This window comes from Vibrio mangrovi (genome assembly GCF_024346955.1).
GTDB classification, from domain to species: Bacteria; Pseudomonadota; Gammaproteobacteria; order Enterobacterales; family Vibrionaceae; genus Vibrio; species Vibrio mangrovi.
Genome location: NZ_AP024883.1, coordinates 2,136,221 through 2,154,865, shown reverse-complemented (window position 1 = coordinate 2,154,865; position 18,645 = coordinate 2,136,221). Strand labels below are relative to the sequence as shown.

Annotated in this window: 19 protein-coding genes; 10 read left to right on the top strand and 9 right to left on the bottom strand. The window is 44.6% G+C overall.

The window, feature by feature from the left end; all coding sequences use genetic code 11:
• Positions 1–14: 14 nt before the first annotated feature.
• Both OCU74_RS09680 and OCU74_RS09675 read left to right on the top strand, forming a co-directional pair.
• Entirely contained in the window at positions 15–755 is a 741-nt protein-coding gene (locus OCU74_RS09680; protein ID WP_087479530.1) for an ABC transporter permease, read from the top strand.
• Between the two features lie 2 nt (positions 756–757).
• Positions 758–1,435 carry an ABC transporter permease gene (locus OCU74_RS09675; protein ID WP_087479529.1) on the top strand — a complete coding sequence of 226 codons (678 nt, stop codon included), beginning with the start codon at positions 758–760 and terminating at the stop codon, positions 1,433–1,435.
• A 118-nt stretch (positions 1,436–1,553) separates the two neighbouring features.
• Here the strand turns inward: OCU74_RS09675 and xthA are convergent, their stop codons facing one another.
• From xthA to dinG, 5 genes are all read right to left on the bottom strand, one after another.
• Positions 1,554–2,363 carry an exodeoxyribonuclease III gene (gene xthA / locus OCU74_RS09670; RefSeq protein ID WP_087479528.1) on the bottom strand — a complete coding sequence of 270 codons (810 nt, stop codon included), beginning with the start codon at positions 2,361–2,363 and terminating at the stop codon, positions 1,554–1,556.
• Between the two features lie 106 nt (positions 2,364–2,469).
• Entirely contained in the window at positions 2,470–2,640 is a 171-nt protein-coding gene (gene rsmS / locus OCU74_RS09665) for a pleiotropic regulatory protein RsmS (protein WP_087479527.1), read from the bottom strand.
• Positions 2,637–3,194, bottom strand: coding sequence for a primosomal replication protein PriC (gene priC / locus OCU74_RS09660; protein ID WP_087479526.1), 558 nt, complete (start codon positions 3,192–3,194; stop codon positions 2,637–2,639). Before priC ends, rsmS begins: the two co-directional genes overlap by 4 nt.
• Positions 3,191–3,970 carry a sulfite exporter TauE/SafE family protein gene (locus OCU74_RS09655; RefSeq protein ID WP_087479525.1) on the bottom strand — a complete coding sequence of 260 codons (780 nt, stop codon included), beginning with the start codon at positions 3,968–3,970 and terminating at the stop codon, positions 3,191–3,193. The genes priC and OCU74_RS09655 overlap by 4 nt, the downstream gene beginning before the upstream one ends.
• Before the next feature lie 34 nt (positions 3,971–4,004).
• The gene (dinG, locus tag OCU74_RS09650) at positions 4,005–6,086 is read right to left on the bottom strand and encodes an ATP-dependent DNA helicase DinG (RefSeq protein WP_087479524.1); all 2,082 of its coding nucleotides are present in this window, start codon (positions 6,084–6,086) and stop codon (positions 4,005–4,007) included.
• A gap of 509 nt (positions 6,087–6,595) precedes the next feature.
• Between dinG and OCU74_RS09645 the strand changes: the two genes are divergently transcribed.
• Entirely contained in the window at positions 6,596–7,567 is a 972-nt protein-coding gene (locus tag OCU74_RS09645) for a porin (protein WP_087479523.1), read from the top strand.
• Positions 7,568–7,738: 171 nt separating this feature from the next.
• Positions 7,739–8,398 (top strand): DUF2057 family protein, encoded by a 660-nt coding sequence (locus tag OCU74_RS09640; RefSeq protein WP_087479522.1) that lies wholly within the window; start codon positions 7,739–7,741, stop codon positions 8,396–8,398.
• Positions 8,399–8,476: 78 nt separating this feature from the next.
• Here the strand turns inward: OCU74_RS09640 and OCU74_RS09635 are convergent, their stop codons facing one another.
• From OCU74_RS09635 to OCU74_RS09620, 4 genes are all read right to left on the bottom strand, one after another.
• Positions 8,477–8,872, bottom strand: a complete 396-nt coding sequence (locus OCU74_RS09635) for a YchJ family metal-binding protein (RefSeq protein WP_087479521.1) — start codon at positions 8,870–8,872, stop codon at positions 8,477–8,479.
• 101 nt (positions 8,873–8,973) lie between these two features.
• The gene (locus tag OCU74_RS09630; RefSeq protein WP_087479520.1) at positions 8,974–10,188 is read right to left on the bottom strand and encodes an EAL and HDOD domain-containing protein; all 1,215 of its coding nucleotides are present in this window, start codon (positions 10,186–10,188) and stop codon (positions 8,974–8,976) included.
• 77 nt (positions 10,189–10,265) lie between these two features.
• A complete protein-coding gene (gene lpxH / locus OCU74_RS09625; protein WP_087480099.1) occupies positions 10,266–10,991 on the bottom strand; it encodes a UDP-2,3-diacylglucosamine diphosphatase in 726 nt (241 codons plus the stop codon).
• A gap of 73 nt (positions 10,992–11,064) precedes the next feature.
• On the bottom strand, positions 11,065–11,559 hold the full coding sequence (locus OCU74_RS09620; RefSeq protein ID WP_087479519.1) for a peptidylprolyl isomerase: 495 nt from the start codon (positions 11,557–11,559) through the stop codon (positions 11,065–11,067).
• A 154-nt stretch (positions 11,560–11,713) separates the two neighbouring features.
• On the opposite strand from OCU74_RS09620, the gene cysS reads away from it, so the two are divergent.
• The 6 genes from cysS to cydB all read left to right on the top strand — a co-directional run bounded on the left by cysS (position 11,714) and on the right by cydB (position 18,636).
• Positions 11,714–13,099 carry a cysteine--tRNA ligase gene (gene cysS / locus OCU74_RS09615; RefSeq protein WP_087479518.1) on the top strand — a complete coding sequence of 462 codons (1,386 nt, stop codon included), beginning with the start codon at positions 11,714–11,716 and terminating at the stop codon, positions 13,097–13,099.
• Positions 13,100–13,220: 121 nt separating this feature from the next.
• Complete coding sequence (ruvC, locus tag OCU74_RS09610; RefSeq protein WP_087479517.1) at positions 13,221–13,742, top strand: crossover junction endodeoxyribonuclease RuvC; 522 nt, start codon at positions 13,221–13,223, stop codon at positions 13,740–13,742.
• A gap of 82 nt (positions 13,743–13,824) precedes the next feature.
• Positions 13,825–14,442: a Holliday junction branch migration protein RuvA gene (gene ruvA / locus OCU74_RS09605; protein ID WP_087480098.1), complete on the top strand. Its 618-nt coding sequence runs from the start codon at positions 13,825–13,827 to the stop codon at positions 14,440–14,442.
• A complete protein-coding gene (gene ruvB, locus OCU74_RS09600; RefSeq protein WP_087479516.1) occupies positions 14,439–15,443 on the top strand; it encodes a Holliday junction branch migration DNA helicase RuvB in 1,005 nt (334 codons plus the stop codon). Before ruvA ends, ruvB begins: the two co-directional genes overlap by 4 nt.
• A 457-nt stretch (positions 15,444–15,900) precedes the next feature.
• Positions 15,901–17,484, top strand: a complete 1,584-nt coding sequence (gene cydA / locus OCU74_RS09595; RefSeq protein WP_087479515.1) for a cytochrome ubiquinol oxidase subunit I — start codon at positions 15,901–15,903, stop codon at positions 17,482–17,484.
• Between the two features lie 15 nt (positions 17,485–17,499).
• Positions 17,500–18,636: a cytochrome d ubiquinol oxidase subunit II gene (cydB, locus tag OCU74_RS09590; RefSeq protein WP_087479514.1), complete on the top strand. Its 1,137-nt coding sequence runs from the start codon at positions 17,500–17,502 to the stop codon at positions 18,634–18,636.
• Positions 18,637–18,645: the final 9 nt, after the last annotated feature.

Genomic DNA, 18,645 nt, shown 5'->3' with positions numbered 1-18,645 from the left:
TACGGGTCAACATAATGCTGGATTTAAAGGGATATGAAGGTTCTATCATTCATGGTGCGATGCTGACCATCGAAGTCGCATTACTGTCACTTCTACTGGCAGTATTACTGGGACTGCTGGGGGCAGTGGCGAAGCTTTCTGCACATCGTTGGGCGCGTTATCTTGCCACACTTTACACCACTATTATTCGGGGAATTCCGGATCTGGTTCTGATGATGCTGATTTTTTTCGGTGGTCAGATTTTCCTGAATAACAGTCTGTATAATGTGAATGAGTGGTTGAATCAATGGTTCTCTTATATTGATTCTTCGCATGAATGGACTGCTTATCTGCCGGATTATATTGATGTCAGCCCTTTTATTGCCGGAGTATTGACCATCGGCTTTATTTTCGGAGCCTATATGGCAGAGACATTCCGGGGAGCGATTCTGGCCGTAGACCGGGGAGAGCTTGAAGCTGCAAAAGCTTATGGAATGACACCATTTCTTTCATTCCGGCGCATTCTTCTGCCCCAGATGCTACGGCATGCTTTACCGGGATTTGGCAATAACTGGCTGGTTTTACTGAAAACGACGGCACTGGTTTCAATTATCGGTCTGGAAGATATGGTACGAGTAGGTTCTCTGGCTGCCGGTTCGACGAAAATGCCATTTACATTCTATATGACGATTGCGGTGATTTTTCTCTTTTTTACCAGTGTTTCCACCGGCATTCTGAAATATGTTGAACGGAAATACAGCTTTCATACGAGGTGAATATGGACTTTTCATTGGTTGCGGAAAGCATGCCGACTTACCTCAGTGGGTTGTGGACAACGGTCTGGCTAGTGGCTGCATCTTTAGTGATCGGCTTTTGTATTGCACTTCCTCTGGCAATCATCCGTAATAGTGCCAATCCAATTCTGGTGTGGCCGGCATGGGCATATATTTATTTTTTCCGGGGAACACCATTATTGGTTCAGCTATATCTGATTTACTACGGTATGGATCAGTTTTTTCCGGTTAAAGGAACATTGTGGGAACATGCATGGTTTTGTGCTTTGGTCTCATTTGTGATGAACACATCTGCATATACAGCTGAAATTATCCGCGGTGCAATAAACGGACTTCCTAAAGGCGAAATTGAAGCGGGAAAAGCCTATGGAATGGGTGTCTGGAAAATATACCACCGGATCATTTTACCCAGTGCATTCCGGCGGGTATTACCGGCTTACAGCAATGAAGCGATATTCATGCTTCATGGCAGTGCGGTTGCCGGTATTATCACGATTATCGATCTGACCGGAGCGGCAAGGCTGGTCAATGCCAGATACTACGCACCATTTGAAGCTTTTCTGACGGCCGGGGTTTTCTATATGTGTCTGAGCTTTATGATTCTATGGGGATTCCGTTGGGCAGAAAAACGTTTTCTGGCTCATCTGAGGCCACGATCATAATGTGATCTTCAATGAATACCCTGGAATGTTGTCTGGCGGCAATTTATAGAAAAGGCCTCGGGAAAAGAGGCCTTATGACTTTGGTTATAGTGCTGAGATCACTGAGGATGAGCTCTTATCAAAGATCAAAAGTGCTCCAGATCGGTGCATGATCGGACGATTTCTCTATCCCTCTCAATTCATAATCTATCCCTGCTTCCTGGCATTGCTGCGCAAGTGCTGCCGTTGCGAGGATAACATCGATTCTGAGTCCACGATTATCATCAAAACCACGAGAACGATAGTCAAACCACGAATATTGTTCTGTGGCATCAGGGTAAAGATGACGGAAAGTATCCACAAATCCCCAGTTTAGCAGGGCAGAAAACCACTCTCGCTCTTCCGGCTGGAAAGAACACTTGCCGGTTTTCAGCCAGCGTTTCCGGTTCACCTCTCCGATACCGATGTCCAGATCGACCGGACTGATGTTGACATCTCCCATGACAACAAGATTTTCATCTGGCTGGTGATTATCAGACAGGTAACCCATCAGATCCCGATAAAACTGGCGTTTATAGGGGAATTTTGTCTCATGAGCAATATTATCGCCCTGAGGGAAATAGCCGTTGAAGACCCTAATAAGTTTTCCATCCTGAGTCTGAAATGTTGCCATGATCATCCGTTTCTGGTGCTCAGGCGTATCACCTGGGAATCCATATTGTACCGAGAGTGGTGTTTGTTTACAGAGTAAAGCAACACCATAGTGTGCTTTTTGACCATAATAGAAAACCTGATATCCCATGCTTTCCAGATCAGTGAGCGGAAACGCTTCGTCGTGAACTTTAGTCTCCTGAAGGCCGATGATATCAGGCTGGTGCTTGTCGATGAGTGCCTGTAACTGATGAAGACGAGCCCTGAGTCCATTGATATTGAAACTAACCAATTTCATGATAAATACCCTTGAATTCTATTGAATAACCGATGTTAACAGCATGTTGGTTATCTGCAAGCTGAGAGTGGAGAATCTGAACGGAATTACCGGTTATCCAGTAATGTCATGATTCGGTTGAAGCACTTAATTTGTTTCTGAGATCTGTTTCCACAATCTGAAGCGCTTCCAGAGCGACAGCCGGATCGATTTCGTTAGATTCAAGCAGATAAATTAAGTCCACTGCAAGTTTTACCGGCTCAGGAGCCTGTTCTAAAGGGGGAACCTGATGATTCATCTGGAGCCTTTCCTCTCTTTTGCTGTGATTTTGTTCTCAATACGTTGTCTGGATTGCTGGCAGCGGATTAAACGTTGTTCCAGTGTCAGAATTGTCTGCTGACAGGACTGCCTTTCTCCATGAGTCATTGGCTGTGTTTCAAGCTGCTGCTCTTTCTCAAAAATCATTCCCTGCAAGCGCCTTTCCCAGTCCTGATGTTGTGCCAGTTCCTGATAAAGCGAGCTGATTGATGTTTCATGAGGCAAACCATGACTTTCTTTCTTCCTGAGTTCGGCGGTAGCAAGCTCTCTCTGAATAGCATTCAACTGGTTCAGAAGCCGTTCGGTCAGGTATGTCGCCTGAGTTGCCGTCAGACGCTGATGTTCCTGAGTCTGAACAATCTCATGATATGTGTTTTTTAGTTCGGCAACACAGGGTTCCAGCAGGTGGGATTTGCAACGGAATAATAGTGGATCAAACAGCGGATAACGTTGTTCTCCACGCTGCTCATCAAGCCTGACTGCCTGTTGCTCCAGCGAGTGAATTACCTCATGCAAACGGGATAAATCAATCATAATGTATCAAACCATGCATGATATCCCAGCCGGATAGCGAGGATACTGACAACCAGAATAAAAACTGGGCGGATAAAAGATGTCCCAAAACGAATCGCTGAGTGAGCGCCGACATAAGCACCGACCATCAGACAGACTCCCATTGTCAGTCCAAGTACCCAGTTAATATGGCCTAAAATCGCAAAAGTCACCAGTGAGGTAACATTGCTGGTGAAGTTCATTGCTTTGGCAAGACCGGAGGCAAATAGAATATTGAGCCGGTAAAGTGCCATTGAAGAAACTACCCAGAAAGCACCGACACCAGGGCCGGCAATACCATCATAAAAGCCAAGGCTCAATCCCTGAGGAATTTGTTTGATTTTACTCTGACGCGGGATGTTCGGGTTGGAATGCAGTTTTCCATGCTGAGGATGGTAGAAAATCGTATACAGCGCTGTCGACAGAATAATGAGAGGAAGCACCTTATCCAATAGTTCAGTACTGATGAAATCAACGACCAGAGTGCCGATAATGGCACCAATAAAGGTTGAAACAAAGACGTGCTTCCAGACTTCAGGACGGAACATTTTTTTCCGGTAATAGGTAAAAGCAGCCGTTGATGTTGCAAAGGTTGCTGCAACCTTATTGGTTCCCAAAGCGATATGGGGCGGGAGTCCTAAAGATAGTAATGCCGGAACCGTCAGCATACCGCCACCGCCGGCGATACCATCAATAAATCCGGCAACAAAAGCAACAAGCGCCAATACAATCAGAATCGTCGGCTCCAGAAAATCCATCAATCTTATTGGCCTTCTTATTTTTTCATCAAAGTTACTGGTCAATGATGCGTTTAAATGGAGGGAGAGCATCAAGTAATGCTTTGCCATACTGTTTCGTGACAACACGGCGATCAAGGATGACAACTCTACCAGAATCTTTTTCGTTACGCAGTAGTCTTCCGACACATTGGATTAATTTTCTGCTGGCTTCCGGAACGGTAATTTGCATGAACGGGTTCCCTCCTTTAGAAAGGATATACTCCGCATGCGCCTGTTCAATCGGAGATGTCGGCACCGAGAAGGGAATTTTGGTAATAATGACGTTTTCGAGCAGTTGACCGGGTAAGTCCAGTCCTTCCGAAAAACTACCGGTGCCGAAGATGACGGACGTTCCCTGAAGCTCTACCGTAAAGCGGTGAACGTTCAGGATTTCTGTGCGGGATTTTTTCCCTTGAACCTGCAATAACCAGCCCCGCTTTTTGAAATCAGGCTGCAATTGTTCCGCGACCTGATTCATCTGCCAGTAAGAAGAAAATAGCACCAGTGTCGCTTTTTTCTCCGGGATCAGCTGTGGTAGTTGTTCGATGAGTTCCCGGGTATAGTGGGGTGATTGTGGTTCCTGACGAACCCGGGGAATATACAGTTCGCCCTGACGGTTATAATCGAAGGGAGAAGCCAGAGCGATAAACTGTGTTCCTTCATCAGGCTGTGAACTGATTCCGCTCTGATGGCAAAAGAAAGTAAATGAATTTAATGCCCGGAGTGTCGCAGAGACAGCGATAGTACCATAGCAACGGCTCCAGAGTTGCTGATCCAGTTTCCAGCCAATTTCTATCGGCGAGACGTGGACAGTGTAGTCTCCGGGTGAGCCTTCGGTCTGAGTGACCCAGCGAGCCATTGGCGCACCGGAAGTTCTGGGTGGCTCTGCCATGAGTGTCCACACCTGAACCATATTTTCCAGACGTTGCAGACTGACGCCTAACTCTGCTAACACCGGGCTGGCTATCCGGTGGCTGATCTGGCCTTCCTGAAGTCGTTCGCTAATTAAATCGGCAACTTTAGCGGTTGCCTGATTTATTTTAGTTGCTGCCCGTTTTAATGACTTGGATTCTTCGAATAACCACTCGGGTAGTTCACCATGTTCAAAACGAAGAACGCCATCCTGACATTGTTCCGGAGTGAACTGCTGGGATAGCTGAGTTAATGTGGGAATCAGAACCTGAATTGCACTGGCAATTTCATCTCTGAAACGGGATATCCTGCTTTCATCGGTCAGCTGTGCCCATTTGGTCATTGACTGATGAAATTTTTCCAGCCAGATTGCGGTATTTTTTAGTGTTGATGAAGCGGCAGCATAATCCCGTGCGACCTGAGGCAGGTGATGGGCTTCGTCAAAAATGTAAATTGTGTTTTCCGGTTCCGGAAGAATGATACCGCCACCCAGGTCAGCATCAGCCATCACCAGACTATGATTCGCGATAATGACATCTGCTTGCTCTAATGTTGAGCGGGCTTTCTGAAAAGGACAGTGATGATGCATGGCAAAAGACGGATTACAACTATGCTTGTCACTGACGATCTGCCGCCATTGCTGTTCTTCTACGGGATTCGGCCAACTATCCCGGTCTCCATCCCACTTGCCGGTTACCCACTGAGAGTACATCTCCTTATATAGAGAAATATCCTGTGGTGTCGGTGGGCTTTCAAACAGAGCGACTTGCCCTGACGATGTTTCCGGTTCACAAATCGCCGCAAGTTTTTCGGCACAACAGTAGCGTTGTCTTCCTTTTGCGATCCGAAACTGGAAATCTAAATCGGTTAGTCTGCGGTAAAGAGGCAAATCTTTATGGAGAAGCTGCTCCTGCAATGCAACCGTGGCCGTAGCAATAATCAGCTTTTTATTGTTTAACACAGCCACCGGAACGGCGCCCATCAGGTAAGAAAGTGATTTACCGATCCCTGTCCCGGCTTCAGCAACCAGCAGACGATTTTTCGGGTGATAAGTACCGCATAATGTTTTGGCGATCTCTGCAACCAGATAATTTTGTCCGCGCCGGGGAGTAAAATTTTCCATCTGAGCCTGCAAGTTTTGATAACTCTGACGGATAGATTTTTGAATTCTGGCAGTAATCATAATGCAACCTGATGGCATGGGGCGCACATACTAACACATACAGAAATGAGGAGAAGTTCCTTTTAATATGATTTTTTTGTTCTAAATGGGGATCTTCTTCACAAAAAAAATCGAATCGTCAGCAACTTAAAATAAATTCATGACATGAAAAATATATAGCTCTCAAGAGGGTGTAAAATTTTTATAAACAACCAAAATTAATGTTTTTTTAGATTATTTGTAGATTATTATTCTGAGTTTTATGCAAAAAACAGAATCTACGTTGATTTATAAAAATGGCTATAAAGTATGCATCGTTGAGAATAATGTCATTTAACTTATTGTTTTATAATGATTTATCTAATTTTATTTTATGACTTTAGAATATTTGACACATAAGCTATTCTTTTGCAATCTAATCTTCGTAATTGAAATGGCGGTGGCAAGGGCTTTATGCCTGCGTCATCATCAAAAAACAAAAGGAATCCGGATAAGGAATTCCTAATCTAAGAAAAGGCAGTGGATTAATTATGAAAAAGACTCTAATAGCTCTTGCTGTTCTGGCAGCTGGTTCTGCTAGCGCGGCTGAAATATACAACCAAGACGGTGTTGCAGTTACTGTTGCTGGTGCTGGTGAAGTTCAACTGATGCAAGCTTACGAACAAGATGGTACTGATGTATCAACTAAGCTTCGCATCGATGATATGCAGTTGAATACTCATGGTACTATCGAAGTTGCTGAAGGTCTGTCTGCAGTTGTTGGTCTGGACTTCACTTTCGAAGACGACAGTTCAGCTTCTAAAGGTAACGTTCAGACTGACGGTTCTTATGTCGGTTTTGCATATACTGATTACGGTACAATTACCTACGGTCGTCAATATCTGATTACTGATGATTCTGGTATCGGTGCTGATTTTGAAACTGGTAAAAATCAGTACGGTCAAGAAACTACAGTTGGAAAAGACGTTATCAAATATGTCTACGACAACGGTACTTTCTACTTTGGTTTGTCACATGATTTAGACGAAAGTGAAGGCACAACAATTGATGCAACTTCTACTGATGGTCGTATCGGTTTCCGTTATGAAGGTTTAGATGCTCGTTTGTATATCTATTCTGGTGATGACGTAGATATCAGCAGCACAGCCACTGGTGACGAAGACTCATTTAACCTTGAAGTTACATACGAAATGGATGCATTTAACTTTGGTGCATCATATGGTCAGACTGAACAAGACAACACTGCAGGTGTTGAAGTGACTGATCGTGACATCATCGAATTGGTTGGTTCTTATACTATGGACAAGACCACATTTTCTCTGGGCTATGTTCATAACGATGACAACACTAGCGTAAGTAACGATGGTGACAACCTATACGGTGTAGTTGTTTACAAAATGAATGCTAACGTTCGCACTTATGCTGAAGTTGGTTTCTACGACGACGACAGCAACAAAGATTATGATCCAGCTTATACTCTGGGTATGGAAGTTAAATTCTAATCATTGTGAATTGGAATTGCTTTTAGACGAAACCGCCTCAATCGAGGCGGTTTTTTCATCTGTGATACACATCATTATCCTTATCATCAGTATCCTTATCATCAGTATCCATCTGACAGTAGATACATTAGAATATATTTTACAGAGTTCAGTAAAAGGAAATAATTAAAAATGTTGTTATGGAAAAAAGTCCTCGGGCCTGTAGCCTTAGTGGGAGTCTCAGTATTTGGACTTTCCACTCATAGTTATGCAGCGATGATTTCCAGTCAGAGTGATGTAGAAATCCTTGCTCTGGATGGGCTGAAAGTTAATCGTGAAAATGTTGACGGCCAGAAGTCTTTGAAAGTACAGGAAGGACGTCATCAGGTTGTTATCCGTTATTATGGTGATGTCAGAAAAGGGCAGCGTGATGTGGTTTATTCTACCGCACCTGATGTCTTTACCATCGATGTCAAACCCAATGACAGTATCAAAATACTGGCACCACATCTGACCAGCTATACTCAGGCTCAGGCCTATTTTCGCCGTGGCGCTGAGTGGAAAGTTCAGTATCAGGACGGTACGGTAAAATCGGTCGATTATGAGCCATTAACCGGGAATGGTATCATGCCATTTAACGATATTGAGAGAGCTGTTGCGATACACAACGCAGAACAGGGCAATGAATTCGCCCCTCAAGTTCAGCAATATGTATCAACACCAAAGATTGCATCACAAAAAATCAATGTGAAGAAAGATGATGATACGTTGATTCAGACGATTCAGTTGCTTTATAACAATGCATCCCCGGCTCAGAAACAGAAAATCAAAGCCTGGATTGTCGGGCAGTAAGCTTTATACCGCTGATATAGTGAATACAGAAAGCCATCGGAACTTTGCTCCGGTGGCTTTTTACATTTTATATGGGGATTACTGACTCTCAGGAAACTCACCATCAATGTAGTACCATCTGCCGTTTTCCCGGACAAAGCGAGAGCGTTCCTGGAGTGAGTAACTTTCACCATCCTGTTCGAAGTAGGCTTTGAAACGAACAAATCCCTCATCTGAGTCACTACCATTTTCTGCCTGAAGTACGACAAGTTTGGTCCAGTGGTTGTGAATGCCATGCTCAATTTCCTGCCGGTCATGTTCTGCCTGACAGCTCGGATGGTATGTGGCAATAATAAAATCAACCAGTCCCAGTGCATATGCGCTATAGCGAGCCCGCATTAACTGGGCCGGTAGTTTGGCCGTTTCGGGAGCATGGTGGATTGGCTGGCAACAATTTTTATAGTGGCGCTGTGAGCCACATGGACATTTTTTCATGGATTGCTGGTCCGGAAAGCGGGGAAATGAGTATTTTAAAGTTCAGAGGTTCTGACGTCTATGGTGAGATGTCACTTATATTAATTACGAACTTATATTAATTACGAATAGGCTTCAAACAGCTCTGAGGCCCACTGAATCGCTTCATTATAACAAAATACAGTGTCACTTCCGCGCAGTTCTAATTCTGCGGTAATAAGGTTGACCTGTTCCCAGTTGGCTCGTTCATATGCTTTTGAGAGCGTTAGTAATCTGCCAAGTTCTCCTGTGCCTGAGATCAGTGCCTCTTTTACATTCTGGTCAATCGGAATGCTTGTTAGCAGTTCGTCGATCGGTTGATCGAGTATGCTGTCCAGATAACAGAATATCCCTGTTAAAAAGGCACTGCCCGGTTCCAGATCGAGTTTGGCTTTGGGGGCAATCTGTTCGCAGAAACGTGCGGTTTGCAGTGATAGCCGAAAGAGATAGAGCGGTTTCTCTTCATTCGTTGATGCTATCGCCAGCAGAGAGATGAACTTGCGGAGCTTCTGCTCTCCCAGATAGATAATTGCCTGTTTAAACGACTGGATTCTGGCGAAGATGTGGGCTGATGAATTAACCAGAGTTAACAGTTTATAAGACAGGCTGACGTCTCTGGAGATCAACGCTTCAACTGCGTTGTAATCAACAGGCTCTTTAGATATTTCTTCGCACAGCTGAAGCATGGTCAGGCGTGTCGGACAAAGCTGTTTCTGTGTGACGATTTCAGGTTTACTGAAAAAATACCCCTGAAATAAAGAAAAGTTTGCCTGAAGTGCCTGTTCGAACTCTGCATGAGTTTCTACTTTCTCGGCGATAAACTGGATCGGACTGCCTTGCAGTCTGCTGATAAACTGGCGGGCCTTTTCTATCGGCACAATCTGAATATCAAATTTAATATAAGAGACAAAGGGCAGAAAAGGCTTCCATGCATTGTTGGGAACAAAATCGTCCAGAGCAATTTTATATCCGAGTTCCACCAGATGTTTCACTGCTGCCAGTAATTCTTCCGTTGGCGGACAGTCTTCAAGAATCTCAATAACAATCCGTTCTTTTGGTAAAAGGGTTGGGACTAAATTGATCAGGCTTTGATATGGGAAATTGACAAAACTCAGCAGAGATGAGGCAATACGTTGATGGACCGACCAGAAATGATCTGAAACCAGGCGACTGGTTGCCTGATTCGGCTCAATGTCTGGAAACTTATTGTTTGGCCCATCCCGAAAAAGTAATTCATAGCCAATTAAGGATTTTTGCTGATTAAGAATAGGCTGCCTTGCGATATATGAATATTGCAATCGAACTACTTCCTCATTTCAAATCAAAGTGTTTCATCAATCAGTCTGTCTGAAACAGACAGATGAAGATGAGATAACTAAATTTGTTGATGTAGAAGACAATAGCGGGAATCCTGATGGTATTCAAGAACAGAAAGCTCATGATCCCAATCGCCTAAAACAATCCGGGTTTTTTCTGTACCATCCACGTCAAAGTGATGAATATTTGGGCGGTGTGTATGGCCGTGAATCATCATGTCGACCTGATATTCAGCCATAACCCGTTCAACTTCTGCCTGAGTGACATCCATAATGGCAAGGGATTTGGACTGCTTATCCATCCGGACATCCTGTTTTACTTTGCTGACGATCCGCTGCTTCAGTGTGAAAGGTAGCCGGTAATAGATCCATTGCAGCCAGGGTTGATGGACTTTTTTTCTGAACTGGAGGTAGCGCACGTCATCCAGACACAAAGTGTCGCCATGCATGATTACGAGGCGTTTTCCGTAAAGCTCAATGAGTGTTTTTTCTCCGAGTAACTGAACACCGGTTTCCCGGGAGAAACGCTTCCCGATCAGAAAATCCCGGTTGCCATGGACAAAATAGCAAGGCGTTCCCGAAGATGTCAGTTTCCTGAACTCGTCTTTGATCGTCTGTGCAAAACTGCCCGGATCATCATCTCCGATCCAAAAATCGAACAAATCTCCGAGAATATAAAGTGCATCGGCTTGAGGTGCTCTGTGTTGCATCAGATGTTGGAATGCTGCTGTTATCTCTGGGCGGGTTGGAGTCAGGTGGAGATCGGAAATAAAAAGTGTATGCATAAAATCGCTTGTCGATAATTCACTGATGCAGAGAATATTATTCTGCATCAGTGATGGAAATGAGTCGGCAGTATTACTCTTCGATGGTTGTTCCGGTAATCAGAACTTCTTCGAGAGGAACGTCCTGATGCATACCGTATGAACCGGTACTGACGCCTTTAATCTGGTTCACTACGTCCATACCGTCAACGACTTCGGCAAATACGCAGTATCCCCAGCCGTCAAGGCTTTCTGAACGGAAATCCAGAAACGTATTGTCATTAACGTTGATGAAAAACTGAGAGCTGGCCGAATGAGGTTCCATCGTCCGGGCCATCGCCAGTGTTCCCACTTTATTGCTGAGGCCGTTGTTCGCTTCGTTTTTGATTGATGCTTTTGTTGCTTTCTCTTTCATGCCGGAAGCCATTCCGCCGCCCTGAATCATAAAACCATCAATGACACGGTGGAACAGGGTATTGTCATAGAAGTTCTCACGACAGTATTGCAGGAAGTTTGCACAGGTTTCAGGAGCTTTGTCCTCATGAAGCTGAATTTTGATATCGCCGAAATTTGTATGCAGGGTGATCATCACGATTACCTTTCTGTTTTTGTACAAGAAACCGTGATTCTAACGTAGTTTCGGCGACATTCAAATGTTCTGTAAAAGAATAGGATGACCTGACGACGAGACCATTGCTATAATCGGCCCATTCTGTAAACCACGACAACTTTAGATAGAGATCATGTTACAAATATATAACACACTTACCAGACAAAAAGAGGAATTCAAGCCCATTACTGCCGGAAAAATCGGGATGTATGTCTGTGGCGTCACTATATATGATCTCTGCCATATCGGTCACGGAAGGACATTTGTTTCATTTGATGTGGTGGCCCGTTATCTGCGTTATCTGGGATATGACCTGACACTGGTGCGGAATATTACCGATATCGACGACAAGATTATTCGTCGGGCGGCTGAAAATGGAGAGTCGTGTGATTCGCTCACTGAACGTTTGATTCAGGATATGTATGCTGATTTTGATGCGTTAAATATACTGCGTCCTGATGTCGAGCCGCGGGCGACTGCATATATTCAGGAAATCATTGCTCTGGTTCAGCGTCTGATCGATAAAGGATTTGCTTATATTGCCGAAAACGGCGACGTCATGTTTGAGGTCGACCGATTTGATGAATATGGCAAGCTTTCCCGACAGGATCTGGAACAGTTACAGGCTGGTGCCCGTGTCGACATTGAAACGGCGAAGCGTAGCCCGCTTGATTTTGTCTTGTGGAAAATGTCCAAACCGGGAGAACCAACCTGGGAATCTCCATGGGGCGATGGTCGTCCGGGATGGCATATTGAATGTTCCGCAATGAATTCTTCTATTCTCGGGACACATTTTGATATTCATGGCGGAGGCTCTGATCTGCAATTTCCTCACCATGAGAATGAAATCGCCCAGTCTTGCTGTGCGTATGACACTGCCTATGTCAATACATGGATGCACAGTGGCATGGTGATGGTTGATAAAGAGAAAATGTCCAAGTCATTAGGGAATTTCTTTACGATTCGGGATGTGTTGGCGTACTACGATCCGGAAACAGTCCGCTATTTCCTGATGTCCGGACATTATCGCAGCCAGTTGAATTATAGTGAAGAGAATCTGAAGCAGGCCCGTTCGGCACTGGAGCGTTTGTATACTGCGTTGCGCGGATTGGATTTAACTGTTGAAGCTTCGGGTGGGGAGGACTTTGTTGCTTGTTTCGAAGCTGCAATGAATGATGATTTCAATACACCAGAAGCCTATTCAGTCCTGTTTGATATGGCCAGAGAGATCAACCGGCTGAAGCAGGAAGATCAGCTACAGCAAGCCAGTCAACTTGCAGTTCGCATGCAGGAACTCGCTGGTGTTATCGGAATCCTGTACCAGACTCCGGAGAGCTTTCTGCAAGGAGAGAGCGGCTCTGAAGACGAGGTCGCTGAGATTGAGTCTCTGATAAAAATGCGTAATGATGCCCGGGCGGCTAAAGATTGGGCAAATGCCGATTTAGCCCGGGATAAACTGACTGCACTGGGAATCATTCTGGAAGACGGCTCGGGCGGTACAACCTGGCGACGTAAGTAACTCCGGGGCAGTTTTGAGCTTATTGTTTAGAAGAATTTATCGTTTGAAAGGGCTTATGGATGGATAAGCCCTTTTTGTTCCTATGCTTTTTGTTTATACGAATTAAGGCAATACAATAAATATGTCGATCATCTTAGGCATTGATCCGGGATCACGGGTGACTGGTTATGGCGTTATCCGTCAGCAGGGAAGAGTGCTGACTTACCTTGGCAGTGGATGTATAAAAACCACTGAGAAAGAACTTCCGGGACGCTTAAAACAGATATATGCCGGTGTTTCAGAAGTGATTATGCAATTTCAACCGGACGTTTTTGCGATAGAGCAGGTCTTTATGGCGAAAAATGCCGATTCAGCCCTGAAACTGGGTCAGGCCCGTGGATGTGCCATTGTTGCTGCCGTGAATGCGGAACTGCCGGTTTACGAGTATGCTGCCCGTCTGGTTAAACAGGCTGTTGTCGGGACCGGTGGTGCGGATAAGACACAGGTTCAGCATATGGTCCAGCAGATGTTGAAGTTACCAGCGAAGCCTCAGGCTGATGCCGCTGACGCCCTCGGTGTCGCTATCTGCCATGCAAATACCAATAAAACGTTAGTTGCTCTGGCCGGACAGGCAAAGGGTGCGCGGCGAGGCCGCTATCGGTAAAATTTGCTATAACTGGATACTGGCTATTTATCCAGTTATTGATTATGATCAACCAGAATCTGGATATGAAAAAGGAAAAACCGTGATTGGACGTCTTAGAGGAACTCTGCTGGAAAAGCAGCCACCGGAAGTATTGATTGAAGTGGGTGGAATCGGCTATGAAGTTCAGATGCCGATGAGTTGCTTTTATGAATTACCCGAACTGGAACAGGAAGCGGTTATCTATACGCATTTTGTTGTCCGGGAAGATGCACAACTGCTGTATGGTTTTAACTCGAAAGCGGAGCGAGCCTTGTTCAGAGAAGTCATCAAAGCGAATGGCGTCGGTCCGAAACTTGGTTTGGCAATTCTGTCCGGAATGACAGCCAGTCAGTTTGTTGAGTGTGTCAAACGTGAAGATGTTTCAATGTTGGTTAAATTACCGGGTGTCGGCAAGAAAACGGCAGAGCGTCTGGTCGTTGAAATGAAAGACCGTCTGGCATCTTTTTCGACTTCAGAAATTCATGAGTTTGAACTGGTGCAGGATTCAGCTCCGAGCCATCCGCAAAATTCAGCCAGTCATGCAGAAGAAGAGGCAGTAAGTGCGCTCTTGGCACTTGGTTATAAACCTCAGCAAGCTTCAAAAATAGTTGCTCAGGTTGCCCAGCCGGATATGAGTAGTGAAGCCCTGATTAAAGAAGCACTGAGAGCGATGGTATGATTGAAGCGGATCGTTTTGTTACGCCGGTAGGTACACCTTTCAAAGATGATGAAGTGATTGATCGCGCTATTCGCCCTAAACTTCTGGCTGATTATCAGGGGCAGGATCATGTGCGCAATCAGATGGAAATATTTATTCAGGCTGCACAGCGTCGTAGTGAAGCTCTGGATCATCTATTGATTTTTGGTCCGCCGGGGCTGGGGAAAACGACATTAGCTAATATTGTTGCCAATGAAATGGGGGTTAATATCCGGACAACATCCGGGCCGGTACTGGAGAAAGCCGGAGATTTAGCTGCCCTGTTAACCAACCTTGAAGAAAATGATGTTCTGTTTATTGACGAGATCCACCGATTAAGTCCGGTTGTTGAAGAGGTACTTTATCCGGCAATGGAAGATTATCAGTTGGATATTATGATTGGAGAAGGACCGGCAGCTCGCTCGATCAAAATTGATTTGCCGCCTTTTACACTCATTGGTGCGACGACCCGTGCCGGTTCTCTGACTTCTCCGCTTCGGGACCGTTTCGGGATCGTGCAGAGGTTGGAGTATTATCAGGTCCGTGATTTGCAGAATATCGTACAGAGAAGTGCTGAGTGTCTGTCTCTTTCCATTGAACCTGAAGGTGCGTTGGAAGTTGCCCGCCGCTCCAGAGGAACCCCGCGGATTGCGAACCGATTGCTGCGAAGAGTCAGAGATTATGCGGAAGTCAAAGGGGACGGTAATATTTGTTCCGGAACTGCAGATAGTGCATTAAATATGCTTGATGTCGATGTTCAGGGCTTTGATTTTATGGATCGTAAGCTGTTGATCACGATTATTGAAAAATTTTCCGGAGGTCCGGTTGGTTTAGATAATCTTGCAGCTGCAATTGGTGAAGAAAAAGATACAATAGAAGATGTAATTGAACCCTATTTGATTCAGCAGGGTTATTTACAGCGAACTCCCAGAGGTCGTATTGCTACGGAACGGGCTTACCTTCATTTCGGTTTCGAAAAATAATTTTTTGCATATAAATAGATAGATAAACGGATTTCCATTTGTGATAAGTCTCTCATTTATGGAAATTTATTAGGTAGCAAATAGATTACTAACTTAGTATTAATGTTAATTATTTGTGTGTTTATTGGGTAAACAAAATCTATTTATTACAAAAAAACATCAATTAACTCCTCCTTATTTTGATCTTAATCATTTTGTTGTTTTTTTACTGGTTTGTCGTGTGTAAAACTTGATCTAAATCAAGACGTGACCTGTAGACAAACTCTTTGAAAGCTCAGTTATTTGACAGTAGTATTTTGGCAATATGTATTTTGCTTGATTAATATTTGATCAAAGAAAAATACACGTTGATGTAACAAATATTCTGCTTTTCTATAATTTTTTGACAGGTATGAATTGATAAAATTTGGTTGCTTTAATCTGAGTGGTGTCTTTCAGCCGACACAAAGGAGTTATCATGATTGACATAGTTGATCTATCGCGGTTGCAGTTCGCGCTTACAGCGATGTATCACTTTCTGTTTGTTCCACTGACTCTAGGGATGACGTTTTTACTCGCTATCATGGAGTCACTTTATGTGATGACCGATAAGCAAATCTACAAGGATATGACAAAATTCTGGGGTAAGCTGTTCGGTATTAACTTTGCTCTGGGCGTTGCGACAGGGCTAACAATGGAGTTTCAGTTTGGTACAAACTGGTCGTACTACTCGCACTACGTTGGTGACATTTTTGGTGCACCTCTTGCCATCGAAGCGCTGGTAGCTTTCTTCCTTGAGTCTACATTTGTCGGTTTGTTCTTCTTCGGATGGGATCGACTTTCCAAACGTCAACACTTGGTAACAACCTGGTTGGTTGCATTGGGTTCTAATTTCTCCGCACTTTGGATCCTGGTAGCAAACGGCTGGATGCAAAATCCGGTTGGTTCTGATTTCAACTTCGAAACCATGCGAATGGAGATGGTGAGTTTTGCTGAAGTTGTTCTTAACCCTGTAGCTCAGGTGAAATTTGTTCACACGGTTGCATCCGGCTATGTCACCGGTGCTATGTTCATTCTCGGTGTGAGTGCTTATTACCTGCTAAAAGGCCGGGATATTCCTTTTGCCCGTCGTTCATTTGCTATTGCTGCATCATTTGGTATGGCTGCGGTTCTTTCTGTCATCGTTTTGGGTGATGAGTCAGGCTATGAGCTGGGTGATGTTCAGAAAGCAAAACTTGCTGCGATCGAAGCTGAATGGCATACCGAAGAAGCACCAGCTTCATTTACACTGTTTGGTTTCCCGAATCAGGAAACGATGCACACTGATTTTGCAATTAAAATTCCTTATGTTATGGGAATTATTGCAACACGCTCACTGGATACACCAGTAAAAGGATTAAGCGATTTGCGGGAAGAACACATCGAGCGTATCCGTAATGGTATGTATGCTTATGAACTTCTCCAGAAGCTACGTTCCGGTGATACGTCTGAAATGAACCGTGATGCCTTTGATGAAGTGAAAGCAGATCTGGGATACGGCATGCTCTTGAAGCGCTATACCGACAATGTCGCAGATGCATCTGAAGAACAGATTCAGGCGGCTGCCGATGACTCACTCCCAACTGTCTGGCCATTGTTCTGGTCCTTCCGGATTATGGTTGCCTGTGGTGTGATTATGCTGGTTGTCTTTATTGCGGCATTTATTCAGACCTGTCGTCAGAAGATCGAACAGAAAAACTGGATTCTGAAAGCTGCACTTTACAGTATTCCTCTGCCATGGATCGGTGTTGAAGCTGGTTGGTTTGTTGCGGAATATGGACGTCAACCATGGGCTGTCGGTGAAATCCTGCCTGTGAATATTGCGAATTCTGCATTGAGTACCAGCGAATTGGTGATTTCCCTTCTTGCAATTCTTGCATTGTATACGGCGTTCCTTGTTGCCGAAGTTTATCTAATGGTGAAATTTGCCCGGAAAGGCCCAAGTAGCCTGAAAACCGGTCGTTACCATTTTGAAAATGGAACTTCAGCAACAGATCAAGTTAACCGCCAGGTAGAAGCTTAAGGCGAGGAGAAGAATATTATGGATTACGAAATCTTACGATTTGTATGGTGGGTCCTGATTGGTGTGCTGTTTGTCGGCTTCGCTATTGCAGATGGATTCGATATGGGTGTCGGTGCTTTGGTACCAGTCATCGGTAAAAATGACACAGAACGCCGGGTTATGATTAACTCGATCGCACCTCACTGGGACGGTAATCAGGTTTGGCTGATTACTGCTGGTGGTGCATTATTTGCTGCGTGGCCTTTGGTTTATGCGACCTCCTTTTCAGGCTTTTACCTGGCGATGGTTGTTACATTGGCGGCTTTGTGGTTAAGACCTATCGGTCTGGATTACCGTTCAAAGATTGAAGATACCAAATGGCGGAATATCTGGGATATCTGTATTTCTATCAGTGGATTTGTACCACCATTAATTATTGGTGTTGCATTCGGTAACTTGTTACAGGGTGTTCCTTTTGAGCTGAATGAGTTCTTAATGCCAAGATATCATGGTTCATTCTTTGGTCTGCTTAACCCATTTGGCATTCTGTGTGGACTGGTCAGTGTGCTGATGTTTGTTCTTCAGGGTGCTTCCTGGTTACAGATGAAAACTTCTGATGCTGTTCATGCACGTGCCCGTGGTGTTGCTCAGCTATGTGGTATCCTTGTCGCTGTTGCTTTTGTTGCTGCTGGTTTCTGGGTACAACATATTGATGGTTATGTGATCACTAGTACGATGGACCATCTGGCTGCATCAAATCCGCTGAATAAAGAAGTGACCCGCGAAGCTGGTGCCTGGATGGCAAACTTTAATAACTATCCATTATTGTGGCTGGCTCCGATTCTTGGTGTTGCTATGCCATTGATTGCTGTACTGGCATCCCGGATGGAAAAAGGTGGCATTGCATTTATTGCTTCCAGTCTGACCAATGCAGGAATCATCTTCACTGCCGGTTTTGCAATGTTCCCATTCATCATGCCTTCAAGCATGGCGCCAAGTCATAGTCTGACGATGTGGGATTCAACATCCAGTGAACTGACTCTGAAACTGATGACCGGTGTCGCGGTAGTTATGGTGCCGATTATTCTGTGCTATACCTGCTGGACGTACTACAAAATGTTTGGTCGCCTGAACAATAAGTATGTTGAAGACAACAAAAATTCACTTTACTAATGAGGAGCT